The organism is Streptomyces sp. PKU-EA00015 (assembly GCF_013387495.1).
In the GTDB taxonomy this organism is placed as follows: Bacteria; Actinomycetota; Actinomycetes; order Streptomycetales; family Streptomycetaceae; genus Streptomyces.
In genome coordinates this window covers 218,373-242,589 of the sequence record NZ_JABZEE010000010.1, presented here as the reverse complement: position 1 = coordinate 242,589, position 24,217 = coordinate 218,373, and the positions used below count along the sequence as shown (strand labels likewise).

General features: G+C 70.7%; 18 protein-coding genes and 1 pseudogene. 3 read left to right on the top strand and 16 right to left on the bottom strand.

What is annotated here, in order from left to right; all coding sequences use genetic code 11:
- The first annotated feature begins 31 nt into the window (after positions 1-31).
- The 3 genes from HW130_RS10360 to HW130_RS10350 are packed head-to-tail and all read left to right on the top strand — an operon-like array spanning position 32 to position 2,707.
- Positions 32-808, top strand: coding sequence for an ATP-binding cassette domain-containing protein (locus tag HW130_RS10360; RefSeq protein ID WP_177149165.1), 777 nt, complete (start codon positions 32-34; stop codon positions 806-808).
- A complete protein-coding gene (locus HW130_RS10355) occupies positions 802-2,109 on the top strand; it encodes an ABC transporter permease (protein ID WP_177149164.1) in 1,308 nt (435 codons plus the stop codon). The genes HW130_RS10360 and HW130_RS10355 overlap by 7 nt, the downstream gene beginning before the upstream one ends.
- Positions 2,096-2,707 (top strand): hypothetical protein, encoded by a 612-nt coding sequence (locus HW130_RS10350; RefSeq protein WP_177149163.1) that lies wholly within the window; start codon positions 2,096-2,098, stop codon positions 2,705-2,707. The genes HW130_RS10355 and HW130_RS10350 overlap by 14 nt, the downstream gene beginning before the upstream one ends.
- 254 nt (positions 2,708-2,961) lie before the next feature.
- Here the strand turns inward: HW130_RS10350 and HW130_RS10345 are convergent, their stop codons facing one another.
- From HW130_RS10345 to HW130_RS10275, 16 genes and pseudogenes are all read right to left on the bottom strand, one after another.
- Positions 2,962-3,381 (bottom strand): hypothetical protein, encoded by a 420-nt coding sequence (locus HW130_RS10345; protein WP_177149162.1) that lies wholly within the window; start codon positions 3,379-3,381, stop codon positions 2,962-2,964.
- A 124-nt stretch (positions 3,382-3,505) separates the two neighbouring features.
- Positions 3,506-5,290, bottom strand: coding sequence for a CocE/NonD family hydrolase (locus HW130_RS10340; RefSeq protein WP_309140388.1), 1,785 nt, complete (start codon positions 5,288-5,290; stop codon positions 3,506-3,508).
- A 510-nt stretch (positions 5,291-5,800) separates the two neighbouring features.
- A pseudogene (locus HW130_RS35815) lies at positions 5,801-6,289 on the bottom strand (transposase); the annotation flags it as partial.
- Between the two features lie 127 nt (positions 6,290-6,416).
- Positions 6,417-6,869 (bottom strand): DUF6069 family protein, encoded by a 453-nt coding sequence (locus tag HW130_RS10335; RefSeq protein WP_177149160.1) that lies wholly within the window; start codon positions 6,867-6,869, stop codon positions 6,417-6,419.
- A 298-nt stretch (positions 6,870-7,167) separates the two neighbouring features.
- On the bottom strand, positions 7,168-8,103 hold the full coding sequence (locus tag HW130_RS10330) for an LD-carboxypeptidase (RefSeq protein ID WP_177149159.1): 936 nt from the start codon (positions 8,101-8,103) through the stop codon (positions 7,168-7,170).
- On the bottom strand, positions 8,100-10,097 hold the full coding sequence (locus HW130_RS10325) for a prolyl oligopeptidase family serine peptidase (RefSeq protein WP_177149158.1): 1,998 nt from the start codon (positions 10,095-10,097) through the stop codon (positions 8,100-8,102). The genes HW130_RS10330 and HW130_RS10325 overlap by 4 nt, the downstream gene beginning before the upstream one ends.
- A gap of 13 nt (positions 10,098-10,110) precedes the next feature.
- Complete coding sequence (locus HW130_RS10320; protein WP_177149157.1) at positions 10,111-11,448, bottom strand: M20/M25/M40 family metallo-hydrolase; 1,338 nt, start codon at positions 11,446-11,448, stop codon at positions 10,111-10,113.
- Complete coding sequence (locus HW130_RS10315) at positions 11,441-12,277, bottom strand: M55 family metallopeptidase (RefSeq protein ID WP_177149237.1); 837 nt, start codon at positions 12,275-12,277, stop codon at positions 11,441-11,443. Before HW130_RS10315 ends, HW130_RS10320 begins: the two co-directional genes overlap by 8 nt.
- A 339-nt stretch (positions 12,278-12,616) precedes the next feature.
- Positions 12,617-13,843 (bottom strand): ornithine--oxo-acid transaminase, encoded by a 1,227-nt coding sequence (rocD, locus tag HW130_RS10310; RefSeq protein WP_177149156.1) that lies wholly within the window; start codon positions 13,841-13,843, stop codon positions 12,617-12,619.
- The gene (gene ddaH / locus HW130_RS10305) at positions 13,840-14,670 is read right to left on the bottom strand and encodes a dimethylargininase (RefSeq protein WP_177149155.1); all 831 of its coding nucleotides are present in this window, start codon (positions 14,668-14,670) and stop codon (positions 13,840-13,842) included. Before ddaH ends, rocD begins: the two co-directional genes overlap by 4 nt.
- A gap of 139 nt (positions 14,671-14,809) precedes the next feature.
- The gene (locus tag HW130_RS10300; protein WP_177149154.1) at positions 14,810-15,319 is read right to left on the bottom strand and encodes an Lrp/AsnC family transcriptional regulator; all 510 of its coding nucleotides are present in this window, start codon (positions 15,317-15,319) and stop codon (positions 14,810-14,812) included.
- A 38-nt stretch (positions 15,320-15,357) separates the two neighbouring features.
- Positions 15,358-16,131, bottom strand: coding sequence for a hypothetical protein (locus tag HW130_RS10295; RefSeq protein WP_309140387.1), 774 nt, complete (start codon positions 16,129-16,131; stop codon positions 15,358-15,360).
- Positions 16,115-17,710, bottom strand: coding sequence for a VWA domain-containing protein (locus HW130_RS10290; protein WP_177149153.1), 1,596 nt, complete (start codon positions 17,708-17,710; stop codon positions 16,115-16,117). The genes HW130_RS10295 and HW130_RS10290 overlap by 17 nt, the downstream gene beginning before the upstream one ends.
- Positions 17,710-18,954 (bottom strand): hypothetical protein, encoded by a 1,245-nt coding sequence (locus HW130_RS10285; RefSeq protein ID WP_309140385.1) that lies wholly within the window; start codon positions 18,952-18,954, stop codon positions 17,710-17,712. The genes HW130_RS10290 and HW130_RS10285 overlap by 1 nt, the downstream gene beginning before the upstream one ends.
- A gap of 188 nt (positions 18,955-19,142) precedes the next feature.
- Complete coding sequence (locus HW130_RS10280) at positions 19,143-21,536, bottom strand: SpoIIE family protein phosphatase (protein ID WP_177149152.1); 2,394 nt, start codon at positions 21,534-21,536, stop codon at positions 19,143-19,145.
- Between the two features lie 189 nt (positions 21,537-21,725).
- On the bottom strand, positions 21,726-24,125 hold the full coding sequence (locus HW130_RS10275) for an MFS transporter (RefSeq protein WP_177149151.1): 2,400 nt from the start codon (positions 24,123-24,125) through the stop codon (positions 21,726-21,728).
- Between the last annotated feature and the right edge of the window lie 92 nt (positions 24,126-24,217).

Below are 24,217 nucleotides of genomic sequence, written 5' to 3'. Positions count from 1 at the left end.
GGGCCCACCGCGTATTTCGGGGATTTCACTTATGACGATTGCTCCCGTCGCCCGATTGACGGCCCTCACGCAGGGGTACGGTGGCCGACGCGTCATCGAGGATCTCAACCTGTCCATCCAGCCGGGTGTCACTGGATTGTTGGGCCCCAACGGGGCAGGCAAGACTACACTGTTTCGTACCCTCGCCACGATCGCACCACCGCAGAGCGGGAGACTGGAACTGTTCGGCAAACCCGTCACCAACGAACGGGACGTCCGCCAAGTCCGTCGTCGAATCGGCTACCTACCTCAGGACTTCGGCTACTACCCGGCGTTCTCCATCACCGATTTCGTCCGCTACTGTGCCTGGCTGCGTGAGGTTCCGTCCAAGGAGGCCGGACCGGCGGCCGAGGCGGCCCTGGCTGCCGTAGGGCTGACCGACCGGGCCCGCGACCGCATGAAGTCGTTGTCCGGCGGCATGCTCCGTCGTGCCGGGATCGCTGCGGCCATCGTCGGTTCTCCTTCTCTGGTTCTGCTCGATGAGCCCACCGTCGGCCTTGATCCTGCGCAGCGCCTTGACTTTCGTGACCTCATTCGTTCCCTCGCCCGCTCGGGGGCGGCCGTTGTGCTCAGTACGCACCTGGTGGAGGACGTGGGCGCTGCCTGTGACACCGTCCTCGTGCTGAGTGAGGGCCAGGTGGTTCATAACGGGACGCCACAACAACTGGCAGAACAGTCCGCGCCGATGGCCCCGGGAGACAGTCCACTGGAGCGCGGCTACATGACTGTTCTGGGCAACAGCCGGTCGACTGAGGAAGCGGCATGCTGAACACTTACCGCATCGAGTTGCGACGCTCCCCTCTACTCACCGCCTTCCCCGTGATGATCGCCGTGGACCTGGCGGTGCTCTTCGGGCGGTCCCAGTACTGGATCGGCGTCTGGCCCGAGGCGAGCGTGGCGGCACAGATCGTCACGCTCTTCCTGGGGCCCATGCTCGCCGGCGTTTCCGCCTGGCAGGCCGGACGCTCCTCACGGGCGGGGATGCCCGACTTCCTACTCGCCGCCGCCCGACCCGGCTGGCGGATTGAGGCCGCGAGGCTGGCCGCCACCCTCACGCTCGGATTCCTTGCGTACGGGATCGGGTGCCTCACCGCGGCGGCCGTCTCGCTGGGCGACGCGGGACCGGGCTTCTTGTGGCCCTCCTACCTGCTGCTGGGCGCCGCGACCCTCATCATCTTCGCGTCGGTAGGACACCTGGCCGGCCGCTGGTGGCCCTCGCCTGGATTCACACCCGTCGTCTGCGCACTCGGCTGCTTCATCAGCATGCTGTCCCTGCCGTTCAAGTTCAATGTCCTCGCTGGGCCGCCGGATACCTACCTTCGCCCGCTACCACTCGCTGTCCGTCTGTTCCTGGCTCTCACCCTCGCCGTGCTGGCAGTCACAGCACCGCCACTGACGAGGAAGGCCGAGCGCCAGATGCCTCGTCGAAAACTGCCACGACACACGCGCGGTGTCGTCATCGTCACGGCAGTCAGCTCCCTGGCCGCACTGGCCGCGGCACCGGCCGCTGGTGAACTGCGCGTGGAACGCCCGGCCTCGGCGACTGAGCCGCTGTGCGACCGCGCCGACGAGCATTCCCCACGGGTGTGCGTATGGCCTGAGCACCGGAAGTACCTGCCGGAGCTGACCAGGATGGCCCAGCGCCTTGGCCGGCCTACTCAGCCCTGGGTCAAGACACCCAACGAGTTCTACGAATTCGGACTGCGGCGTACCCGATGGGGAGATCGAGGTTTCGACATCGCCGAAGGGCACGTACGCACCGCAGCGATCGCCATGGCCGACCAGGTTTTCACTACGTCGCTCGGTCGATGCCGCCCCAATCCCACCGATCCACAGGCGCGCCGGGCATGGCAGGCCATCGACAACATCCACCTATGGCTGGAATACCAGGCCATGGACCAGGATCCGGCCGCCGCCGACAAAGGGCTCCACCTCACCGGCGTCGGCACCGCCCAGCGCGAGGCAACCGAGGCGGCACGAATGACGCCGGCCGAGCAGGAGAATTGGATTGCCCAGGAGCGCAGCCATCTTCGCGAGAACACCTGGTGTAAGCCTGATGTACGGCAGTGATCTGCTTCGCTACGCAAGGGTCCACCGGGCCGGATCAATCCTAGCCGGAACTGCGGTCGTCGCCGTCCTGTCTGCGTTCTTCGGTGGCACCCGCATCGCGCTCCCATCCATCGGTAGCGCGAGTCTCTCCACAGGCGTGCCCTACCGGCATGAGCTTCCGCTCCTGTCAGCCGTCTTCCTCACGGCTGCCTTCGGCGGAGCGATGTCGGCGCATGAGGAGACCGGCGCACGCACCATGCACCGCCTCCGCAACGCGTACTGCATTGGACTGACGCTCACGGCCTGCACTCTCTCCTTCGGTACCGAGGCACTCGCCGTCGGACCGGAGCATGGAGTCGTCTTCGTCCGCTCCGTACTGATCTGGCTCGGCCTTGCCCTGCTGTCCATCAGGCTGCTCGGGCACCAACTCGGCTGGGTCATCCCCATGGCCTCGGCTTTCCCTTTGATCTGGTATCCCCGCAACTGGTGGGATTGGACGGCTAAGCCGGCCACCGACCCCGTCAGTTGGGCTGTTGCCGTCATCGCGTTGGCCATCGGAATCACCGCAACCGCTGCGACTCCTTGGCGACGACAGGTCTTCCTCCGCAGGAGAAAATGAGCGGATGGTGGTCTCGCACGCCCCGGCCTGCGAGACCACCCCTCGGCTACCGCCTCCCTGGCGAGTAGGACTCGATACGCTCCCTCACCTCGGCGGCGCCTCTGCCAAAGGCGGGGAACAAGGGTCTCAACAACCTTTGTTCTCGCCGTTCAGAGGCGCTTCCTGTCGTTCGCATGTTCCCCACCAGGCAGTTCGCTTCGTGAGAGCAGGCGCGGGCTGCTCGCCGCTTCTTGCGCACAGCACCGGGGTCGCGGTCAGTCCGGGTACGTGGCCTCGACGCAGACGACATCGCGGACTTCGTCTGTCGCATCGGGGTAGCTCCCGGTGGGCGCGGGCACGGCCTCGGGCGTGATCGCGTTGTCCCCGGCGACTGTGCTGCCAGGTGCGGGGATCATGTGCGACTCGCTACCGCCCCCCGGTCTGCTCAGCCATGCCGAAGTGGCGCTGCCACTGGGTGAGGGCTCGGCGTCCGGGCAGCCGTCTCCAACGCTGTTGGGGCAGCGGACGGGTTCGAGCTCCGGCCGGCTGCAGTCGGCCGGTTCCTGCGAGGCGTACGGCGACGGCGGCGTGACAGGTGGTGCGCTCTGCTCGATGACCTCGGTGGCCGTGTAGCCGGAGAGGGCGACGAAGAACAGGGAGACGGCCACCAGGCCGTTCTTGCCGAGCCTGATCACCGGTCGGTTTCCCGCGGTGCGTACCGGTAGTCGTGCCTGAGCACTGCCGTCCCCCTCTGTCTGATCAGTGCCGCGTCTCGTCCACCGTACAAGTCATGGCGCACACCCGCCCTCCAAGCCCCCGTCAGGACACCTTCCCCCGCACCACCGGCAGTTCCAGCACCCCCGCGTCCTCGGGCGCGCTCATGACCGTCACCGGCTTGACGCCCCGGTTGCCGAAGTACGCCGTGTCGCTCGCCGCGATCACGAACTCCAGCCGGTGGCCCGTCTCGTAGCGGTGCACGATGCCCGGCAGGTCGACGGTGAAGGGCCTGGTCACGTCCGGCACCCGGACCGGCGCGACCAGGCGGTTGACGAGGGTCTTCGTGCCGTTCGGGGCGATGTCGTAGACCTTGGCGAACAGCACCAGCTTGTCCGCCGCGTCGTTCGAGTGCTGCACGCGCTCGGTCTTCGGCGAGACCACCTGGAGCCGGGCCCTGGGCGCGCCGACCACGTCGACGGGGGCCGTCAGCGGTTCGCTGCGCCAGCCCAGGCAGGTACCCGCAGTGTCGTACGGCTGGGGGTCGGGCAGGCCGACGATGCCGGACAGGGACGACTCGGAGTGGCTGGTGGGCACGAGCCAGTTGGCGTAGGTGCGGCTGCCGCGGGCGACCTTCGCGCGGGTGTCGACGAGTTTGCCGTCGCCGGAGAGGTAGAGCTTCTGGGACAGGGAGGGGACGGCGCGCGCCTCGCCGTAGCCGCTCTGCCAGTCGCGGTAGTAGGCGAAGGCGGGCCCGGTGTCCGCGTTCGCGTTCCTGTGCAGGTACCGGTCGAACCAGGCGAGGATGCGCCGCCCCACGTAGCTGGTCTCCAGGTTGCCCGCGCCGATGTTGAGCTCGCCGGACGCGGGGTCCGTCATGCCGCCGCTGTGGCCCCAGGACTGCCAGATCATCTTGGTCTCGGTGCCCTGGGCCCTGAGCGTCTCGTAGCTGGCCTGCGCCTCGTTGAGGGTGAACAGGCTGTCGGCCTGGCCCTGGACGAGCAGAGTGGGGGCCTCGACCCGGGACAGGTAGGAGACGGGTGACACGCTGCGGGCGAAGCTCCGCATGTCGTCGACGCGGTCGGCCGGATATCGGCCGGAGTTGAGCAGGCGCAGTGTGTCGCAGGCCTGGGCGACGAAGTGCACGCAGTCGAGCGAGTTGAAGCGGGATGGGTCGAGGCTGGGGTTGGTCAGCGGCTGTCCCTCGCCGATGAGCCAGAAGCCGTCGGCCCACTGCCACTTGAAGGCGCCGGGGACGGTCGTGCCCCTGGCGTTGTTCGGATCGATCGAGCGGTTGAGGTCGTTCCAGGTGATCAGGGGGACGAGTGCGTCCACGCGGCGGTCGACGGCGGCGGTGGCGAGCTGGATCGCGCCGCCGTACGAGCCGCCGATCATGCCCAGCCGCGGGTCACCGCTGCCGTCCTTGGTCACGAAGTCGATCGTGGTGCCGTCGTCGGCGGGGCGCGTGCCGGCGAGGAAGTCGATCAGCCGGGAGGCCACCCGGCCGTCGATCTCCGGATCGTCGAGGGAGACGAGGCAGCCGGATCCGCCGAAGCCGAGCCCGGAGTAGGCCATGGCCACGTAGCCGCGTGCGGCGAACGCCCGGGCCGTGTCCGCCGTTCCGTCCGACTTGCTGCCGCCGAAGCCGTTGGTGGTGAGCACGGCAGGGGCGGTCCGGTGGATGCCGACGCCTTCGGGGCGGTAGAGGTCGGCGTCGACGACGCAGGTGCGGCCACCCGCCTCGACGGTGAACTTCAGTGCGGTGACCGTGTAGTGACCCGCCGGAGCGGCGGCGGCCGTGGCGGGGGATGCGAGCACGAGGGGCGCGAGCAGCGCCGTCCCCGCGGCCCATACGAGAGGCTTGCGGCTTCCGGACAGGGCACGTGACACGAGGACCTCCACATCGAGGGCGCCATACCGACCAGTAAGCAGACGGTCGCGCCCATGCTGTGATACGTGTCAAATGCACGTCAACGCCCCTGCGCCGACTTCCTGACAGGAATTCAGCAGAGAAGCGGCAACCGGAACCGGCCGTTGGGGCAACAACTCGGCGGCTGCAGCAGGTTGCAGGTCGGCGTCATTCGTCAAGGTCAACTCCGTGACGCTCGTACGTCGACGATCGTCACCAGGTAAGACCAACCACCTGCGCCAAACTCATCGGTCCACGGTGATACAGGGTTCATGGACATCTTGGCTGTGGATCGGGCAACCCTCCCACGTGACGCCCAGAGACGTTGATCAAGAAGTGTGGTCAGTGGACCACAGACACCGCACGAGCTGCGCGAGGCGTAAGTGCTCGCGCGGATAGTGGTCGGGGATCGTCGCAACTTCGTGATCCCTCAGACCCGTACCTGCGCCACCGTCTCGGTGCCTGTGCGCACCTGTCCGCGCGGCGTCTGAGCTTGTCTCTGGGCGTCTCACGGTTTTGCCGACGTCGTAGCGGGTGGCGGGTCGCTGGTTCTTCGAGCCGAGGGGTCTGCCGGGGCCGGGCCGGTTCGGTTTCGGTGCACGGGCTGGGCATGGCAGGTGAGCACGGAGGTTCCGGAACCCCGTCGGACTCGGACCGGCGTGAGCCGACCGGGCTCGGCGGGCTTCTCCCAGGGGCGGCGGAGGTCCTCGGCCAGCGGACGGGCCAGGCGGAGCTGGGTGTGGGCGGTGATGATCAGCCACGTCCAGCGGTCTGCCGCCTCGGGGGTGCGGAGTTTCGGGCGGGTCCAGCCGAGGGTCTGTCTGATCACCCGGAAGGCGTGTTTCCAGGTCGAATCTGCGAAGGAACGCCTGTCAGCACAGCTCGACGTCGGCGCTGGTCATGCCGGTCTTCGAGGACCACAGCCAGACCGGCATCGGGTCTCCGCCGCCAGGCAGGTGGTCGACCTCCAGCCGGATCAACCTTGGGGCAGCGCGGCGAGGGCCGCCGCAGCCGCCCGGCGTCGATGCCGTGTTTCACGTCCCCGCAATCCACGTACGGGTGATTACGTTCTGGGCATCGTTCGAGGTCAGACCAATAGAGACAAGCTCAATGGTGGCGGCGGTGGAGCTTCAGGGTAGTGACGACCGCCACGCCCAGGGTGATGTGCATGAGGGACAGGGCTGCGACGGTGCCGCCGTCGGCGCCGGACGACAGCGGGCCGGCGACCGACAACAGTGCCAGCCCACCGCCCACGTACTGCGCGATCCGCAGGAAGACCGGCTTCCACAGGGCCATCAAGAGGGCAGCGCCCGTCCCGACGACCAGCGGGACGACGGAGGCGCCGATGACGCCCCCGACCGTGATCGGGTGCTGTTCGCCGCCGTCGACGACGATGAGGGAGGCACCGGCCAGCTTGGCGACGGCAAGAACGATCAGATTGACCACGGCCGCGCCGACCGCGCCGGTGACCAGCGCCTTCCACCAGCTGAGGCCGGAACGGCGGACCGGGGGTGCGGTGGGCACAGCGGGGCCGGAGTTTGGAACGGCACTGCTCGACATGGGACTTCCTCCAACGTATGAAGTGCTGCGCTGCCCTACGGCCAGCGGCATACGAAGAAGCCTCCAACCCGAACCGCACTTGAGGTCAAGCCCTGTCCCGGCCCTGCGAGGTCAGACCATAAAGAACAAGCCAAGAGGTCGTGCAGACAGGCGTGGGCCCATGGGCGGCGGTTCGGCCGTCCATACCAGCGGCGGGGCGCCCATGCCTGACGGATCAGCTGCGTACGGTGATGAAGGCGTCGGCGAGACGGAAGACAAAGAACGAGCTGAAGCGGAGGCGCACGACCGGAACCGCGAGTCAGAGCAGCGCCGGTACCTCCAGCGTGAGTGTCCGGGCATCCGCGTCCAGCGTGGCCGGTACGCCGAGCGGCATCGTCAGCGCCGTCTCGCCGTGTCCGAAGCCGAACTCCTCCACCACCGGTACGCCGAGTCCTCCCAGCCGGTCGAGCAGCACCGCCCGCACCTGTTCGTACGGCCCGCACTCGGCCCACGACCCCAGCAGCACACCGCCGACGCCCGACAGCCATCCGGAACGCAGCAGTTGGGTGAGTATGCGGTCGATGCGGTAGTCCTCCTCCCCCACGTCCTCCAGCAGCAGGAGCCCGCCGCGGGCGGACGGCCGGGCGTGCGGAGTGCCGACATCGGCGGCCAGCAGGGCGAGGCAGCCTCCTAGGGTGACACCGCCCGCCCGCCCCGGCGCCATCGTGCGGGCCTGCGGCAGGGCCTCGACGGTGCGCACCGACTCCGGCTCGAACAGGGTGGCCCGCAGCGACTCCTGGGTGCGCGCGTCCTTCAGGAACGTGACCGCGCCCACCATCGGCCCGTGCAGCGTCGCGAGCCCCATCCGTACGGCGAACGCCTCGTGCAGCGCGGTCACGTCGCTGTAGCCGACGAAAACCTTGGGGCCCGCCGCCCGCATCGCCGTCCAGTCGGCCAGATCCACCATGCGCTGGACACCGTAGCCGCCGCGGGCGCAGATCACCGCGGAGACGGACGGATCGCACCACGCCTCGGTCAGATCCCGGGCGCGGGCCTCGTCGTCGCCGGCCAGGTACCCCAACCGAGGGTGCTTGTCGCGGACATGGGGCATCACGACGGGGTCGAGGCCCCAGTCGCGCAGGATGCCGAGGCCCGCGTCGAGGCGATCGTCCGGCACGGGACCGCTGGGCGCGACGACGGCGACCCTGGCGCCCGGCCTCAGCCGGGCGGGCCGGCCGAGCGGTTCACTCGTCACTTCCTGAACTCCAGCGCGGGGATGTCGGACCGGGTGATGCCGAAGACCTGGGTGTACAGGGACAGTTCGGCCTCCAGCGCGCGGACCATCGTCTCCACCCTGCGGAAGCCGTGGCCCTCGCCCTCGAAGGCGATGTACGCGTGGGGGACGCCGCGTCCGGCCATCTGCGCCAGGAACCGTTCGCTCTGCGCGGGCGGGCAGATGACGTCGTCCAGGCCCTGAAGCAGGAGGAACGGTGCGGTGATGCCGTCCACGTGGGTGAGCGGCGACCGTTCCCGGTAGCGGCCGGGGACCTCGGCGAGCGGACCGACGAGCGATTCGAGGTACTGGGACTCGAAGTCGTGCGTCTCTCCGCTCGCCCAGGAGAGCAGGTCCAGAACGGGATAGATGATCGTCCCGCAGGCGTACACGCTCGTGGTGGCGAGCGAGGCGGCCGCCGTCCAGCCGCCCGCGCTGCCGCCGCGGATCGCCAGCCGCCGCGGGTCGGCCGTGCCCTCGTCGGCCAGTGCCTCGGCGACGGCCGCGCAGTCCTCGACGTCCACCACGCCCCACTGCTCGCGCAGCCGCTCCCGGTACGCACGGCCGTAGCCGGTGGAGCCGCCGTAGTCGACCTCCGCGACACCGATGCCGCGCGAGGTGAAGTAGGCGATCTCCAGGTCGAGTACGAGCGCGGCGCGGCCGGTGGGGCCGCCGTGCGCCCAGATCACGTACGGCGGCAGCTCGTCGTCCGGTGCGACCCGGTCCGGGCTGTGCGGCGGGTAGATGTGGGCGTGGATCTCCCGGTTGTCGGGGCCGGTGAAGGTGCGGATCTGCGGCTCGGGGTAGTACGCGGGGTCCACCGGGTCGTCGTGGGCGCTGCCGATGACACGAGTCCGGCCGGTACGGGTGTCGAGCTCGACGATCTCGTACGCGCTGCGCGGACTGGCGGCGACGCCGATCACCCGGTCGCCGCAGACGGCGAGCGTGGCGGCCCATTCGCTCCACGGGCCCGCGGCGTCGACGAGCTCACCGGTCTCCGGATCCAGTATCCCGAGCGCGGTGGTGCCCCTGCCGTGGACGACGGCGACCAGCCCGTTGTCGAGCGGATGGAACCACTGCGAGCCGATCTTCCACAGCGGCCCGCCGAACTCCTCGCCCCGCCCCGGGCACAGGGCGGCGGCGTGGCCGGGGGCGGCGCCCGCCGGGCGGATGCGGCGCAGCTCCCACCAGTTGGCACGGTCGGAGACGAACAGCAGGGAGCCGTCCGGGGCCCAGTCGACCTGGCAGACCGACTCGTCCGCCTCGCCGACGACCGTGCGCACCTGCGTGAACGGTCCGCCTTCGGTCACCTCGCCGAGCATCACGACCGTGGCGTCCCACGGCATCCGCGGATGGTCCCAGGCGATCCAGGCGGCGTGCCGGCCGTCGGGCGACACCTTGGGGCCGGTGACGAAGCGGTGCCGGTCGTCGCTGAGTTCGCGGACGGCGCCGCGGTCGTCGGCGGCCGAGCCGTCGAGCGGCACGGCGGCGATCACGCGGCGTACATCGGTGGGCGCCTCGCCGGTGAACTCCTCCAGGACGCACCAGACCTCGCCCTGCTCGATCCGCAACCGCGGGTCGGCCCACCGCAGTCCGCCGCCGACGGACGCGGTGGGGGTGAGCGGACGGGGCCGCGCGCCGGGCAGGTCCGGCTCGTACGCGTACAACCGCTGGTCCGGGAAGTGGACGAAGACGATCAGCGGACCGCCGTCGGCCCGCCCGGTCCCGGCCCAGGGCAGGCCGCCGTACTCCATGACCCGGCTGCGCACGTTCCAGGGTGCGGGCAGCACCGCATCCTCGTGGCCGTCGGGGCGCCGGCGCATCAGCGTGCGCCTGCCGCCCTCGGCCGGGCGTGGCGCGGTCCACCACACCTCGTCGCCGACGATGCCGAGGTGGTCCGGCTGCCCGTCGTGCGAGGCGGCGAGGGCGGCGCCGATCGGCGAGGGCCAGGTTCCGTAGGGCCCGGTGGGTACCATGTGCCGCTTCTCTCTAGGCGCTTCGCAGGTAGTGATCGAGCACGTGGACGCCGAAGTGGAGGGCTTCCACGGGAACGCGTTCGTCGACACCGTGGAACATGGCCGCGTAGTCGAAGCCGGGTGGCAGCTTCAGCGGGGAGAAGCCGTAGCCGGTGATGCCGAGCCGGGAGAACTGCTTGGCGTCGGTGCCGCCCGGCATGCAGTACGGCACGGTGCGGCCGTCCGGGTCGAACCGCTCGACGGCGGCGCGCAGTCGGGCGAACGTCGGGGAGTCGACGGGCGCCTGGAGCGGTACCTCGCGGTGGTGGAACTCCCAGTCCACGTCCGGTCCGGTCAGCCGGTCCATGGTCGCGGTGAACTCGTCCTCGGCACCGGGCAGCATCCGGCCGTCCACGTACGCGGTGGCCTGACCGGGAATCACATTGATCTTGTATCCGGCTGCCAGCATCGTCGGGTTGGCGCTGTTGCGCACGGTCGGTTCGACCAGGGCCGCGGCGGGACCGAGCTTGGCGATGAGCGCGTCGGCGTCGAAGCCGGGCGCGTGCACATCGGTGTCGATGCCGTGCAGCACGGCGAGTTCGGCGAGGGCCGCCCGTACGGTGGGGGTGAGCCGCACCGGCCACTCGTGATCGCCGATCCGGGCGATGGCGGCGGCGAGCCTGGTCACCGCGTTGGCCCGGTTCACTTTTGAGCCGTGGCCCGCCGTGCCGCGCGCGGTGAGCTTCAGCCAGGCCGTGCCGCGTTCACCGGCCGCGATGGGGTAGAGCGTCATGCCGGGGACCGCGTGGAAGGAGAAGGCTCCGGACTCGCTGATCCCCTCCGTACAGCCCTCGAAGAGGCCGGGGTGGCTGTCGGCGAGATAGCCGGAGCCGTCGATCGCGCTGGCCTCCTCGTCGGCGGTGTAGGCGATCACGATGTCGCGCCGGGGCCGGATGCCGTGCCGCGCCCAGGCCCGTACGACGGCGAGGACCATCGCGTCCATGTTCTTCATGTCGACCGCGCCGCGGCCCCACACCACCCCGTCGCGCACCTCGCCGGAGAAGGGGTGGACGGTCCAGTCCGCGGACTCGGCGGGGACGACGTCGAGATGGCCGTGGACGAGAAGTGCGTCGGCGGAGGGATCGGTGCCCTCGATGCGGGCCACGACGTTGGTGCGGCCCGGTGTCCGCTCCAGGAGGGCGGGTTCGAGTCCGGCGGCGGCGAGCCGCTCGGCGACGTATTCGGCGGCGGGTCGCTCGCGGCAGTCGCCTGCGCCGCGGTTGGTGGTGTCGATGCGGATGAGTTCGGAGGTGAACGTCACCACTTCGTCGAGGGCCTGGGCATCCATGGGCGTCGTCGTCACGTCAGCCATACTGCTCCTCCACGGCCGCGGAGACGATCGTCGTGACCGCCTTGAACGTGCGAATGCCTTCGTACATCGTCTCGCTGGTGTACGCGACGCGCCTCTCGCCGTGGGTCCGGGCGACGCCGGGGACGACGGTCGCGGCGGCGGCCAGGTGCTCGGCGTCGAACTCGATCTCCATGGTGAAGGGTCCGCCGCGCACCGGTTCGTGCCGCACGGCGAGCGCGGCGGCCTCCTTGGCGGCTGCCCGGATCTCGGACGCGGTCCTGGCCGGGGTGCGGCACACGGCCGCGTAGCGCGAGACGTGGTCCTTGACGGCGACCTTGAGGGCGCCGGGCGCGTAGCCGAGCGCGTCCTCGCAGGTGAGGTCGTCGCCGGTGACGAGGACGACGGGGACGCCGTACTCGGCGACGACATGGGCGTTGAGCAGTCCCTCGCCGGCGCGGACTCCGTCCAGCCATACGCCGGTGATGGAGTTGGCGAGGTAGGTGTGGGCGAGGACGCCCTGGGAACCGGCACCGGTGTGGTAGCCGACGAAGGCGATGCCGTCGACGTCGCCGTGCTGGACGCCCTCCACCATGGACAGCGACTTGTGGCGTCCGGTGAGCATCTGGGCGCGCTCGTCGAGCTGTTCGAGCAGCAGATTGCGCATGGACCAGTGCGCCTCGTTGATGAGGACCTCGTCGGCGCCGCCGTCGAAGAAGCCGAGGACGGCGGCGTTGACGTCGGAGGTGAACAGGGAACGGCAGCGTTCCCATTGGGGGGTGCCGGGCAGGACGTCGGCGGGCCAGGTCACCCCCGTGGCACCCTCCATGTCGGCGCTGATCAGGATCTTCACAGCCACGCTCCGTTCCACGGGTGCACGGTTCCCAGGGGCGCGAGTTTAGGCCCTCTCTCTCGGATCTTGCCGGGCTCGCGTGCCCTGGCACCGCACCTCTCCCCCGTCGCCCTTCGGGCACGGGTGGGGGTACCTCCCGGCGGAGCCAGGGGGAGTGCCCCCAGCGTTGTCGTCAGTCGCCGACGCTCCGCGTGGACTCCATCCTCCGCCTTGCGATGTACGGCACCAGACCCTCCCCCTACGCCCTGCGGGCGTGGGGGGACCCCCACTCACTGATCCGGCCTGATCCAAAAGAGAGGACTCTAAACCGCGGAGTGGCTGTTCAGGGGGTTCCCGAGGCTATCGGCCGAGTACCTTTTCCAGGGAGGCGAGCGCGGCCTCGAGCTCCTCGCGGGTGATGGTGAGCGGCGGGGCGATCCGGATGGTGGAGCCGTGGGTGTCCTTGACCAGGATGCCCTCGGCCAGCAGCCGTTCGCTGATCTCGCGCCCCGTGCCGACCGCCGGGTCGACGTCGACGCCCGCCCACAGGCCGCGGGCGCGGAAGCCGACGACACCCCGTCCGGTCAGCGCGGCGAGGCCGTCGCGCAGGACGGTGCCGAGGTCCGCCGCCCTGCGCTGGTACTCACCGGTGGCCAGCAGGTCGACGACCGCGGAACCGACGGCCGCCGACAGCGGGTTCCCGCCGAACGTGGAGCCGTGTTCGCCGGGGCGCAGCACGGACATCACGTCGCGCCGGGCGACGACCGCGGAGACGGGGACGATGCCGCCGCCGAGCGCCTTGCCGAGCAGCAGCATGTCGGGCACGACGGACTCGTGGTCGACCGCGAGCGTGGTGCCGGTGCGGCCGAGGCCGGACTGGATCTCGTCCGCGACGAACAGGCAGTTCGCGCGCCGCGTCAGGTCGCGCACGCCGGTCAGGTAGCCGTCGTCGGGGATGAGGACGCCCGCCTCGCCCTGGATGGGCTCGATCAGCACGGCCGCGGTGGTCTCGTCGATCGCCGCCTCGAGCGCCGCGAGGTCGTTGTAGGGGACGATGCGGAAGCCGGGGGTGAACGGACCGAAGCCGCCGCGCGCGGTCTCGTCGGTGGAGAAGCTGACGATCGTGGTGGTTCGGCCGTGGAAGTTGCCGTCGGCGACGACGATCGTGGCCCGGTCGGGCGCGACGCCCTTGACCTCGTACGCCCATTTGCGGGCGACCTTGATGGCGCTTTCGACGGCCTCGGCCCCGGTGTTCATCGGCAGGGTCATCTCGAGCCCGGTGAGGGCGGCGAGGCCCTCGGCGAAACCGGCGAGCCTGTCGTTGTGGAAGGCGCGCGAGGTGAGGGTCACCTCGTCGAGCTGGCGGTGGGCCGCGGCGATCAGATCCGGGTGGCGGTGACCGAAGTTCAGTGCCGAGTAGCCGGCCAGCATGTCGAGGTAGCGGCGGCCCTCGACGTCCTCCACCCAGACGCCCTCGGCCCGGGCGACGACGACGGGCAGCGGGTGGTAGTTGTGCGCGAGAGCGGTCTCCTCGGCGCGGATCAGCTCGGCGGAGGAGCGCTCGGTGCGTTCGGGCGTGAGGGTCATGCGCGGATCTCCTGGGTGCAGCACTTGATGCCGCCGCCGGCCTTGTGGAACTCCGAAAGGTCGACGGGGACGGGGACGTAACCGTGGGCTTCGAGGCGGCCGATGAGCCCTTCGGCCTGGGGGGCGACGAGGACGTGGCGGCCGTCGGAGACGGAGTTGAGCCCGAAGGCCATGGCGTCCTCGCGGGTCGCGGTCACCGCGTCGGGGAACAGGCGCGCCAGCACCTCACGGCTGCCGGGCGAGAAGGCCTCGGGGTGGTAGGCGATGTGGGCACGGCCGCCCGGGTCCCCGTCGTCGAGGACGAACAGCGCGGTGTCCAGGTGGTAGAAGTACGGGTCGACCAGTTGGAGGCCGATCACCGGGACGCCGAAGAACTCCTGCACCTCGCGGTGCGCGGCCGGGGTGGTGCGAAAGCCGGTGCCGGCGAGGACGAAGTCGCCCGCGGGCACCAGGTCGCCCTCGCCCTCGCACACCGACTCGGGCCGGTGGACCTCGAATCCGGCGGCCTTGAACCAGGTCTCGTACGCGGCCTCCTCGGGCCTGCGCTGCGGTGCGTGGAACCGGGAGCCGAAGACCCGTCCGCCGAGGACGAGCGCCGAGTTCGCGGCGAACACCATGTCCACCAGGCCGGGCTCCGGCTTGACGTGCTCGACGGTGTGGCCGAGGTCTCGGTAGGTGCTGACGAGGGTCTGCCACTGGGCGCGGGCCAGGTCGTGGTCGACCTCGCCGCCCTCGCGCATCCAGGGATTGATGGCGTACTGCACGTCGTAGTACCGGGGTTCACAGACCAGGTAACGCCTGGGCCGGGGCACACGTCTTTGTGGCACCGAGGGATTCCTCCCGCTTCGTCTCGATGTCCGGTGGACGTCTCCACGGTAGGAATCGGGACGGAGCGGCGACAAGAAACAAGAGCTGCGTGTACGCGCAGGAATGCTGCGTTTTCGGGTGTCCCGGCGGCGGTTCGCTTCACGCCTCGCCGGAAGGGGGTTCCTCCATGGTCGCGGCCCTTCCCGCACCGGCCTCCGGACTGGAGGTGAGCAGGTGGGAGAGCACCATGTAGCTGATCGTCTTGCGGATGAACGGCTCCGCCCGGATACGCTCCAGCACCTCCTCGAAGTGCTCCACGTCGGTGGCCCGCACGTGCAGGAGCGCGTCGGCGCCGCCGGTCACGGTCATCGCGGCCATGATCTCGGGGTAGTCGCGCACGACTTCCGCGAGACGGCGCGGCGGCGCCGCGCTGTCGCAGTACACCTCGACGTACGCCTCCGTGCGCCAGCCGAGGGCGGAGGGGCGGACCGTCGTGGTGAACCCGGTGATGATGTCGGCCTCGCGCATGCGGTCGACGCGTCGTTTGACGGCGGTCGCCGAGAGGCCGATCGCCGCGCCGATCTCGGTGAAGCTCGTCCGCGCGTTCGCGACGAGAGCGGCGACGATCTTGCGGTCCAGCTCGTCGAACGGCGCGGATCTGTTGGTCATGGCGCATTTCCTCCGGACGGCCCTGCTGCGCGCGGACACTATCGGAAGATGGCCATGGCCTGCACTTCGAGCACCGATTCGGCCGCGTTCCAGTCCTGCACCTTGCCCAGGCAGCGCGCCGAGAACGTGCCCTGCGGGACCTCGTTGCGCAGCCCCTCGGTCGCGCAGGTGACGCGGACGCGCGGACCGGACGACGGGTCGTCGGTGTCGCCGTAGGGGGCGAGGAGGACCGTGGACTCGGGCGATTCGCCGATCTTGCGGAACCGGCCGCGGATGAGCACGAAGTCCTCGATGTCGCGCAGCCGCACGGTCTGCGCCGGCGAGGCGCCGGACCGGGGATCGTTCGCCAGCGCGCGGGCGAGCGCGGCGTTGCGCCGTACCGTTTCGCCCACGAGGTCGACATGGACGATGACGTCCTTCTTCTCCAGGACGTCCATGATGACGCCGATGACGGAGATCGGCTCGGCGACCTCCATGTACTTGCTGACGATCTCCCTGTTGTCCTTGCGCCCGCCGCCCGCGCTCAGCCCGAAGACCTTCGCCCGTACGCTGCCGTCCTTGCTGTCACTGGTGCGCTGCTCGACCTCCTTGCGCAGCGCCGCCGCGTAGCCGCGCATCTGGTAGTGGTCCATGACGGACCGGTCGTGCAGGTAGAAGCAGATGCTGTACGTCAGGTCCCGGCCGCCGCGTCCGCCCCGGACCAGCCGCTTCACGGTCAGGACGAACAGCACGGCGGCGCCCGCGGCCGTCGTCAGCCACAGGAGCATCCAGGGCCACCACACGCCCCACCATGCCTCAGTGAACACACCCACGGATCTCCTTGAATGCGCTGAGGAGGGAACGGCCGGTGGCGTCGACCATGCGGCCGCCCGTCGCCCGTGCCCCCCGGTCCAGTTCCTCGTCGTCCGCCTCGCCGTAGCGGACGGTATAGGTGCGCACCGCGCGGGTCTCCTCCGGCAGCCGCGCGTGGCGGCGGACGAAGGCGTCGAGACCTATGCCGGTGTTGTTCTCGCCGTCCGTCATCAGCACGATGGAGACGTTGCGCCCCGGCCGCTGCCGCAGGGCCGTGGACACGCTGCGGTAGGCGCTCTCGAGGGAGGACCATACGGCGGTGCTGTCGTCGAAGTCGTCGGACGCGACGAAGCCGCGTAGGCGGTCCAGGTCGTCCTGGCCCTCGTACGTGACGCTGCGCTCGTCCAGTACGCGCCCGCCGAAGCGCATCACGGTCAGCGTCTCGCCGCGGTAGAACCGCACGAACTTGCCCGAGTGCGAGTCGTCCGCGCCGGCGAGTCCGTCGAAGGTGGCGCGCAGCCGTTCGATGCGTTCCCCGCGCATCGACGTGGAGAAGTCGAGCAGGAAGATCACCTGGGCCGTGCGGTCGCGGTGCGGGTCCCCGTAGTCGGTGAGGAGCCGGTCGACGACTCTCTGGTCGTCGGGGAAGTAGAGCGCGTTGCCGACTCCCTCGCGCAGCGGCGCGACGCGGGGCACCGCCGGGTCGATCGGGCGGCGCATGGTGCGTTCCATGATCCGTCGCTGGACGGGTTCGCTGCGCAGCCACTCCACCAGCCGGTCGTACGCGGCGCGCTTGGCCGGGTCGAGGAGGAGCAGGGGGTAGTCGGACAGGACCATCCCGTCCTTGGGATAGACGATCTCCAGCGGTTCGCGGAGCCGGCCGCTCCTGTTGAGCACGAGCAGTTCGGACTCGTAGGTGATCAGGGCGTTCAGCTCGCCCTGGCGGGCCACGTAGCCGTCGGCGAGCGAGCCCGAGGCGTCGCTGGTGAGCGCGTGGCCGGCGAAGAAGCCGCGCAGCCGGTCGCAGGAGACGTCCGCCGGGCGCAGGGCGGTGCCGGTGCCGGCCGCGGCGGTCGCCACGCCGACGAGCGCGGCGAGGCCGCTGTTGCTGCGGCGCGGGTCGGCCATCCCGAACCGCAGGGAGCCGTCGGCGGCGGCGTCGGCCGCGTCGGACCAGGAGATCTGGCCGTCCGGGGAGTTCCGGCGCAGCCGGTCGGCGACGGCGCGCTTCATGCCGATGACGACGGGCGACCGCATGGTGTTGGTCGCCAACGGCTTCTCGCCGCTCGCACCGTTCGCCTTGGCCCTCAGCAGGTAGTACCGGTCGGACGACAGCCACGCCAGATCGTGCCGACGGGGGCCCGGTCCGGCCAGCTCGTTGCTGGCGTCCAGCGTCCCCCGGTGGTCCATCCGCAGCCTGATGCCGGTCTCGCGGTGCAGGTCGTCCAGCAGGGGCGCCATGTCGGCGAGTTCGGTGCTGGCCAGCACGCTCAGGGTGACCGGGTCGGGGCGGTTCGTCGAGCAGGCGGTAGCCGCGGCGAGCCACAGGCCCGCCAGGCACAGCGCGACCAGCCTGGTCGCGCGGCCGGGCGCCGCCATCAGGGCTGCCCGGACGCGATGCCGGCGGCGGGACAGTCCCCGACGGCGGAGATCATGCGCTCCAGAAAGCGCAGCCGGGGCATCTCCGACCTGGTGTCGTCGCCGTCGAAGGCGGGCGCGGGGACCTCGCGCTCCCGGAGGAAGCGGGTGAGCTGGTCGCCCGCGACCTGGCCGGCGGGGTCGAGGATGCGGAAGCCCAGTTCCATGGCGCGGCGCCGCAGCTCCGGGTCGCGTGTGATCAGTTCGCCGAGCCGGTCGCCGTCCTTGTTGAGGGCGATGAACTGCGGCTGGGTGACGAACTGTCCGGACGGGTAGAGCAGTACGCGCTGCGCGTCCGGCTTGCCGTACCGGTTGCGGTACTGCACCTGGTAGGCGAGGTACTGGTGCTCGTAGGCCACCACCACCGGGGCGATGTTCTTGCCCTCGGGGGAGATGTAGGTGCGGAAGACGTCGGCGGCGGGGAGGCCCTGCTCCATGAGGTGCCGGATGTCCCGGCCGCGTTCGTCGGCCTCCCGGTCCGTGTCCGGCACCTCGTCGCCGCCGCCGTTCCAGGTGAAGGCGACCAGCGCGAGGTAGGTTCCCGCGGAGTTGGAGCCGCAGACGTCGGGGGTCTGGGCGACGATCCGGTTGGCGTTGGTGATGCCGTGCCGCCGCACCCCGATGTCGTTCCAGCGGCGCTTGTCGTGGATGTGCTGGAGGAACTTCCGCATGTCCAGCACGTAGTAGAACGGCTGGCCGGAACCGGGCCCCCGCTGCGCGGTCGCGATGCCGGCGTCGGCGAGCGTCTCGGCGTACTCGCGGTAGGTGGCGAGTGCGATGGGGCTGACGAACGGACGGTGGACCTTGGCGTACCGGTTCGCCGCCGCGCGCTCGCCGGTGATCAGGTCGCCGGCGGGCTGCCCCGAGGGGAAGACGAAGTCGTACGAGGAGATGTCGTGGACGGCGACCTCGCGCGAGCCCGAGCTCGTGATGTGCACCCGTATGTGATACTTCATCAGGATGCGCTGCACCTCTTCGTCCTCGAAGAAGTCACGCTTGGAGGCCATCTTCCCCTCGAGCGTGACGACCCGTTCGAGGGGCAGCAGGATGTTCCCCGACACCGCCAGCACCGTCGTGCCCGTCAGCACGGCGGCCAGCAGCGGGAGGACCGTCAGGAGGAAGCTGCGCCGCGACCAGGACGATCGCGACTCCCGCCTGATGCCCAGCCGCGGTTCCTCGGCGGTCCGTCTCTCCCCGACCTCCACGGGCGCCTCCCCCTCGTCCCCGGCATCACCTCGAGCAACATCCTTTCGCCTCCGGGTGACTCCCCGGAGACCTCACCGCCACCGTCAGGTGAACGGTTCAACTCCCGCTGTCCAAGGGCCGCTTGGGCGGACGACGGCTTGTCCGGACGGCTCGGACCATCCGCCCCGGACACCCGCCCACCGGGCCGTTACGGCAGGGACAGTTCGCACCAGACCGTCTTGCCCCGCCCCGTACGGCTCGTGCCCCACTCCCGCGCGAGGGCGCTGACCACGCGCAGGCCCCGCCCCGCCTCCTCCTCCGGCCCTGCGCCGCGCAGCGTCGGCAGGGTGTGGTCCTCGTCGGCGACCTCGCACAGCAGCGTCCCGGCCCGTACGAGACGCAGCTCGGCGCGCCGCCCGTCGGTGTGGCGCACGGCGTTGGCCACGAGTTCGCCGACGAGCTGTTCCGCGGTCTCGGTGAGCGCGTCCAGCCCCCAGCCGGCGAGCTGTCCGCGGACGAGCCGGCGGGCACGGGCGGCCTCGCGCGGCTCGAGCGGCAGCTCCCAGGTGGCGACGGAACCGGGCTCGATGCCGTTCAGACGGGCCATCAGCAGCGCGACGTCGTCCTTGCGCCCGCCCCGGGTGTTGAGGGCACGGATGATGGTGTCGCAGGCGTCGTCCATGGACGCGGCCGGGTGTGCGGCCGACTCGCAGAGCGTCGCGAGGCCCACGCCGATGTCCTCGCCGCGCACCTCCACCAGGCCGTCCGTGCACATCACCAGCCGGTCGCCGGGCGACACGGGCACACGGACGCTCTCGAACGGCACGCCGCCGACGCCGATCGGGGCTCCGGTGGGCAGGTCGAGAAGTTCGCTGCGGCCGTCCTCGGCGCGGACGATCACGGGCGGGATGTGGCCCGCGTTCGCCAGGTGCAGTTCGCCGCGGATGGGGTCGTACACGGCGTAGAGGCAGGTGGCGAGGTAGTGCTCGCCCATGCGCTGGGCCAGGTCGTCGAGGCCCCGCAGCAGCTGCTCGGGCGGCAGGTCGAGGGCGGCCATGGTCTGCACGGCGGTGCGCAGCTGGCCCATCATCGCGGCCGAGTTGAGGCCGTGGCCCATGACGTCGCCGACGACGAGCGCGGTGCGCGAACCGGGCAGCTTGACGGAGTCGAACCAGTCGCCGCCGACCCGGCCCAGCAGCGTGCCCGGCAGATAGCGCGTGGCCGTGTCACAGCCGGCCATGCGCGGGGTGACCTGCGGGAGCATCGAGTCCTGGAGTGTCTCGGCGACGTTCTCCTGATAGGTGTACATGCGCGCGTTGTCGATCACGAGTCCCGCGCGGGCGGCCAGCTCGGCGCCGGTGACGCGGTCCATGTCGTTGAACTCGGGCCGCTCGGGGTGGCGCAGCAGGATCATGCACCCGAGGACGACGTTGCGCGCCTTGAGCGGTGCGATGAGCATCGAACGGCCGTTGATGAGCGGACGCATGTCGCGCTTGTCGAACTGCTCGGCGATCGCGGTGCCCATCTCCTCGGTGATACGGGGCACCAGGACCGGCTCGCCGGTGATCATGCACTGGAAGAAGGGCGTGTGTGCGGGGAACGGCATGGATTCGCCGACCGGCACGACGTCGTCCCAGCGCCCCGGCTCGTCGACGTGCTCGAAGGCGACACGGTGCCACATGGTCGTCGCGTCGGGATCCCCTTCCGAGAAGCCCTCGCCGGCGACGACCTCCTCCCGCAGGTAGGTGCAGGCCACGTCGCTGAACCGGGGCACGACCGCGGCGCTGACCTCATGGATCGTGCGGGCGAGGTCGAGCGAGGAGCCGATGCGTCCGCTGACCTCGTTCAGGAACTCCAGGCGCTCGCGCACAGCCGCGTACTCGAGGTCCTGCTCCAGATCCGCGGTGTCCACGGGGTGCCCGGCCGCGACGGCCTCCTCGGCGGCACGGCGGCGCGCGAGGCGCTCGGCCCTGCGCGGCACTCCCCAGTCAGGGGTTACGGGCACCCGGTCGTGGTGGCTGAACTCCAGTACGGGATAGCCGAGGTCGAGGATCTGGGAGACGATCCGGTTCGACTCGCGCACGCTCATGCGGGGCATGATCTCGGGGAGCCCGCGCGCCAGTTCGCCGAAGCCGGGGAAGTCGGTGTGCAGGGCGAAGCCGGGTGCGATGCGCTCGACACTCTCGTCCGCCCCGGCGAACTGGCCGGCGTCCGCCGCGAGGACGACCAGCCGTTCCCTGCCGGGCCCGACCATGGGGTAGGCCCACCACAGCACGTCGATACGGTCCTGGCCGGGATCGGACAGCCGGGCGCGGCCCGCCGCCGGGTAGTCGGTGAGGCCGCCGAGGGCGCCGTGCAGGGCCTGTCCGCCGTAGCCGTCGACGAAGTCGTCGGCAGCGTCGGCCGCCAACGCTCCGAAGACGGGCAGCAGTTCGACGGCGGGACGGCCGATCGCCGCCTCGCGCGCCGGGCCGAAGAGACGCCGGGCGCCGGTGGACCAGTGCGACACGAGGCCGTCGCCGTCCACGACGACCACCGCAAGCGGAATCCGCCCCGCGGCCGCGTACTCCTGCGGCGGGACCGACGGAAGACCACTGTCCATGGGCGGAGCGCTCCTTCCCGGATCCGGGACCTTGTGACCACGGTACGGCGCTGTGTGGTGCACGCGCCGGGCAAACGGCCCAACAGGTGGTGCGCCCGCGCACAATGGACGTCGGTCAAGCTCTCCACCGGTCCGGCCGCCGCGCGGACGGGCCGGTGCGCAGCCCCCTGCCGCGGGCCCGGGACCGGTTCAGTCGGCGTGCCCGAGCTGGAGGTCGCGTTCCGTACGCCCGCCGCCCGCGACCTGGAGCACGGTGGCGACCGGCGGGTAACCGGCCGCGATGACCGTGTACTCGCCGGACGACAGGTCCACGAAGCGGAACATGCCGTCCGGTCCGGTGGTGAGCGTGTCGACCACGTTGCCGGCCGCGTCGAGGAGAGTGACCCGGGCGTCGTCGACCGGCCGGCCGTCCCCGGCGCGCACGGTGCCGCGCAGCACCGCCCCGCCGGCCAGTTCGATGTCCTGGCGGGTCTCGCGGGACGGCTGCACGCTCACGGGGTGCGCGGCCGGCCGGAAGGCGGGGGCGCTGGCGGCGAGGGTGTACTCCCCCGCGACCAGTTCGCTGATCACGTAGCCGCCCTCCCGGCCGCTGCGGGTGGAGGCCACGACCTCGCCTCGCACGTCGGTGAGCGTGACGGCCGCGTCGCGGACCGGGGAGCCGTCGGCGGTGACGACGACGCCAGCGAGCCGGCCCGCTCCGCCGAGCACGACGTCGAGCTCGACGGGCCGTTCGCCGACGGTGACCGTCACGGCCTGGGGCTGGTGGCCGCCCGCGGCGGCGATCATCACGTACGAGCCGGAGCCCGGCACGCTCAGCGCGTACCGGCCGTCCTCGCCGCTCGCGCCGCGGCCGATCTGCTGCCCCTGGATGTCGATGAGGGTGAGCGCGGCGCGCGGGACGGTGCTCCCGTCGTGGTGCTGCACGGTGCCGCAGACGGGGACGCCCGCGACGGGGGCGGCGGCCGGTCCGGGCACGGCCCGCACGGCGGTGCGGGCGTGCGGGACGGCGGCGGGCTCGGCGGTGGAGGCGTTGTGGGACACCAGCGGTTTCTCCTTGAGGAAGAAGGCGAGGAAGAGGCCGAGGACGAGCACCGGCACGAGGTACAGGAAGATCCGCGGCATCGTGTCCGCGTACGCCTGGATGTAGCCCTCGCGCAGCGCGGGCGGCATGGCGTGGACCAGCTGCGGGGTGATCGATTGCGGGTCGGGCAGGCCGGCGCCGGCCGGGACACGGCCGGCGAGCGCGTCGGTGAGCCGGTCGGCGAACAGGGTGCCGAAGACGGCGGCGCCGACGCTGCCGCCGATCTGCCGGAAGTAGTTGTGGGCGCTGGTGGCGGTGCCGAGGTCGGCGGGCGGCACGGCGTTCTGGACGGCGAGGATCAGCACCGGCATGACGAGTCCGATGCCGATGCCGAGGACCGCCTGCCAGATGCTGTACTCGAGGCGCGGCGTGTCCGCCTCCAGCCGGGAGAGCAGCCACATGCCCACGACCGAGACGGCACTGCCCGCGACGGGGTAGACCCGGTAGCGGCCCGTACGGCTGATGAGCTGGCCGGAGACGATGGAGGCGACGACGATGCCGCCCATCATCGGCAGCATGAGCAGGCCGGACTCGGTGGCACTGGCACCGTCGACCATCTGCAGGAACGTGGGCAGGTAGCTCGCCGCCCCGAAGAGCGCGATGCCCACGACCGCGCCCACGAGGGACGTGAGCGTGAAGACGGAGTCGCGGAACAGCCGCAGCGGAATGAGCGGTTCGGGCGCGAAGCGCTCGACGACGAGGAAGAGAACGGTGCTCGTGGCGGCGCCCGCGGCCAGGGCGAGGACGACGCGCGAGTCCCAGGCGTATTCGGTGCCGCCCCAACTGGTCAGCAGGACGAGGCAGGTGGAGGCGGCGGCGAGGAACAGGGTGCCGAGGACGTCGAGCCGGGCCCGGGCGGCGGGCTTCGGCAGCTTGAGCACGAGACTGACCACGACCAGCGTGATCAGCCCGAAGGGGACGTTGAAGTAGAAGCACCAGCGCCAGGACGCATGGTCGGTGAAGAAGCCGCCGAGCAGAGGCCCCGCGACGGAGGCGAGTCCGAAGGCGGCGCCGATGAGTCCCATGAACCGGCCGCGTTCGCGTGCCGGGACGATGTCGGCGATGATCGCCTGCACACCGATCATGAGGCCGCCCGCGCCGACGCCCTGGACGGCGCGGAAGGCGATGAGCTCGTTCATGCTGCGCGACCAGCCGGCCAGTGCCGACCCGATCACGAAGACGACGATGGCGAACTGGAACACGCCCTTGCGGCCGAAGAGATCGCCGAGCTTTCCGTAGACCGGCAGGCCGATCGTGGCCGTGAGCAGATACGCGGTGATCGCCCAGGGCATCCGGTCCAGGCCCCGGAGCTCCCCCACGATCTTCGGCAGCGCTGTGGCGACGATCATCTGCTCGAGCGCGGCCAGGAGCAGCGCGAGCATGAGGCTCATGAACACGAGCCGAACGCGGCGGGGGCTCAGCGGATCCGGCGCGGCGGGTACGGGAGGCGGCGGGTCCGCCGGACCGGCGGCGGGCTGCTCGTCCTTCACCAGAGTGCTGCCGCTCACGTCCTGCTCCCCTCGTCACGCTGCGCGGCGTCATTCTTCGCATCGCGCATGAAGGGGGAGCAAGTCGGGCGCACTCCCGGCAGGGCGTTCGA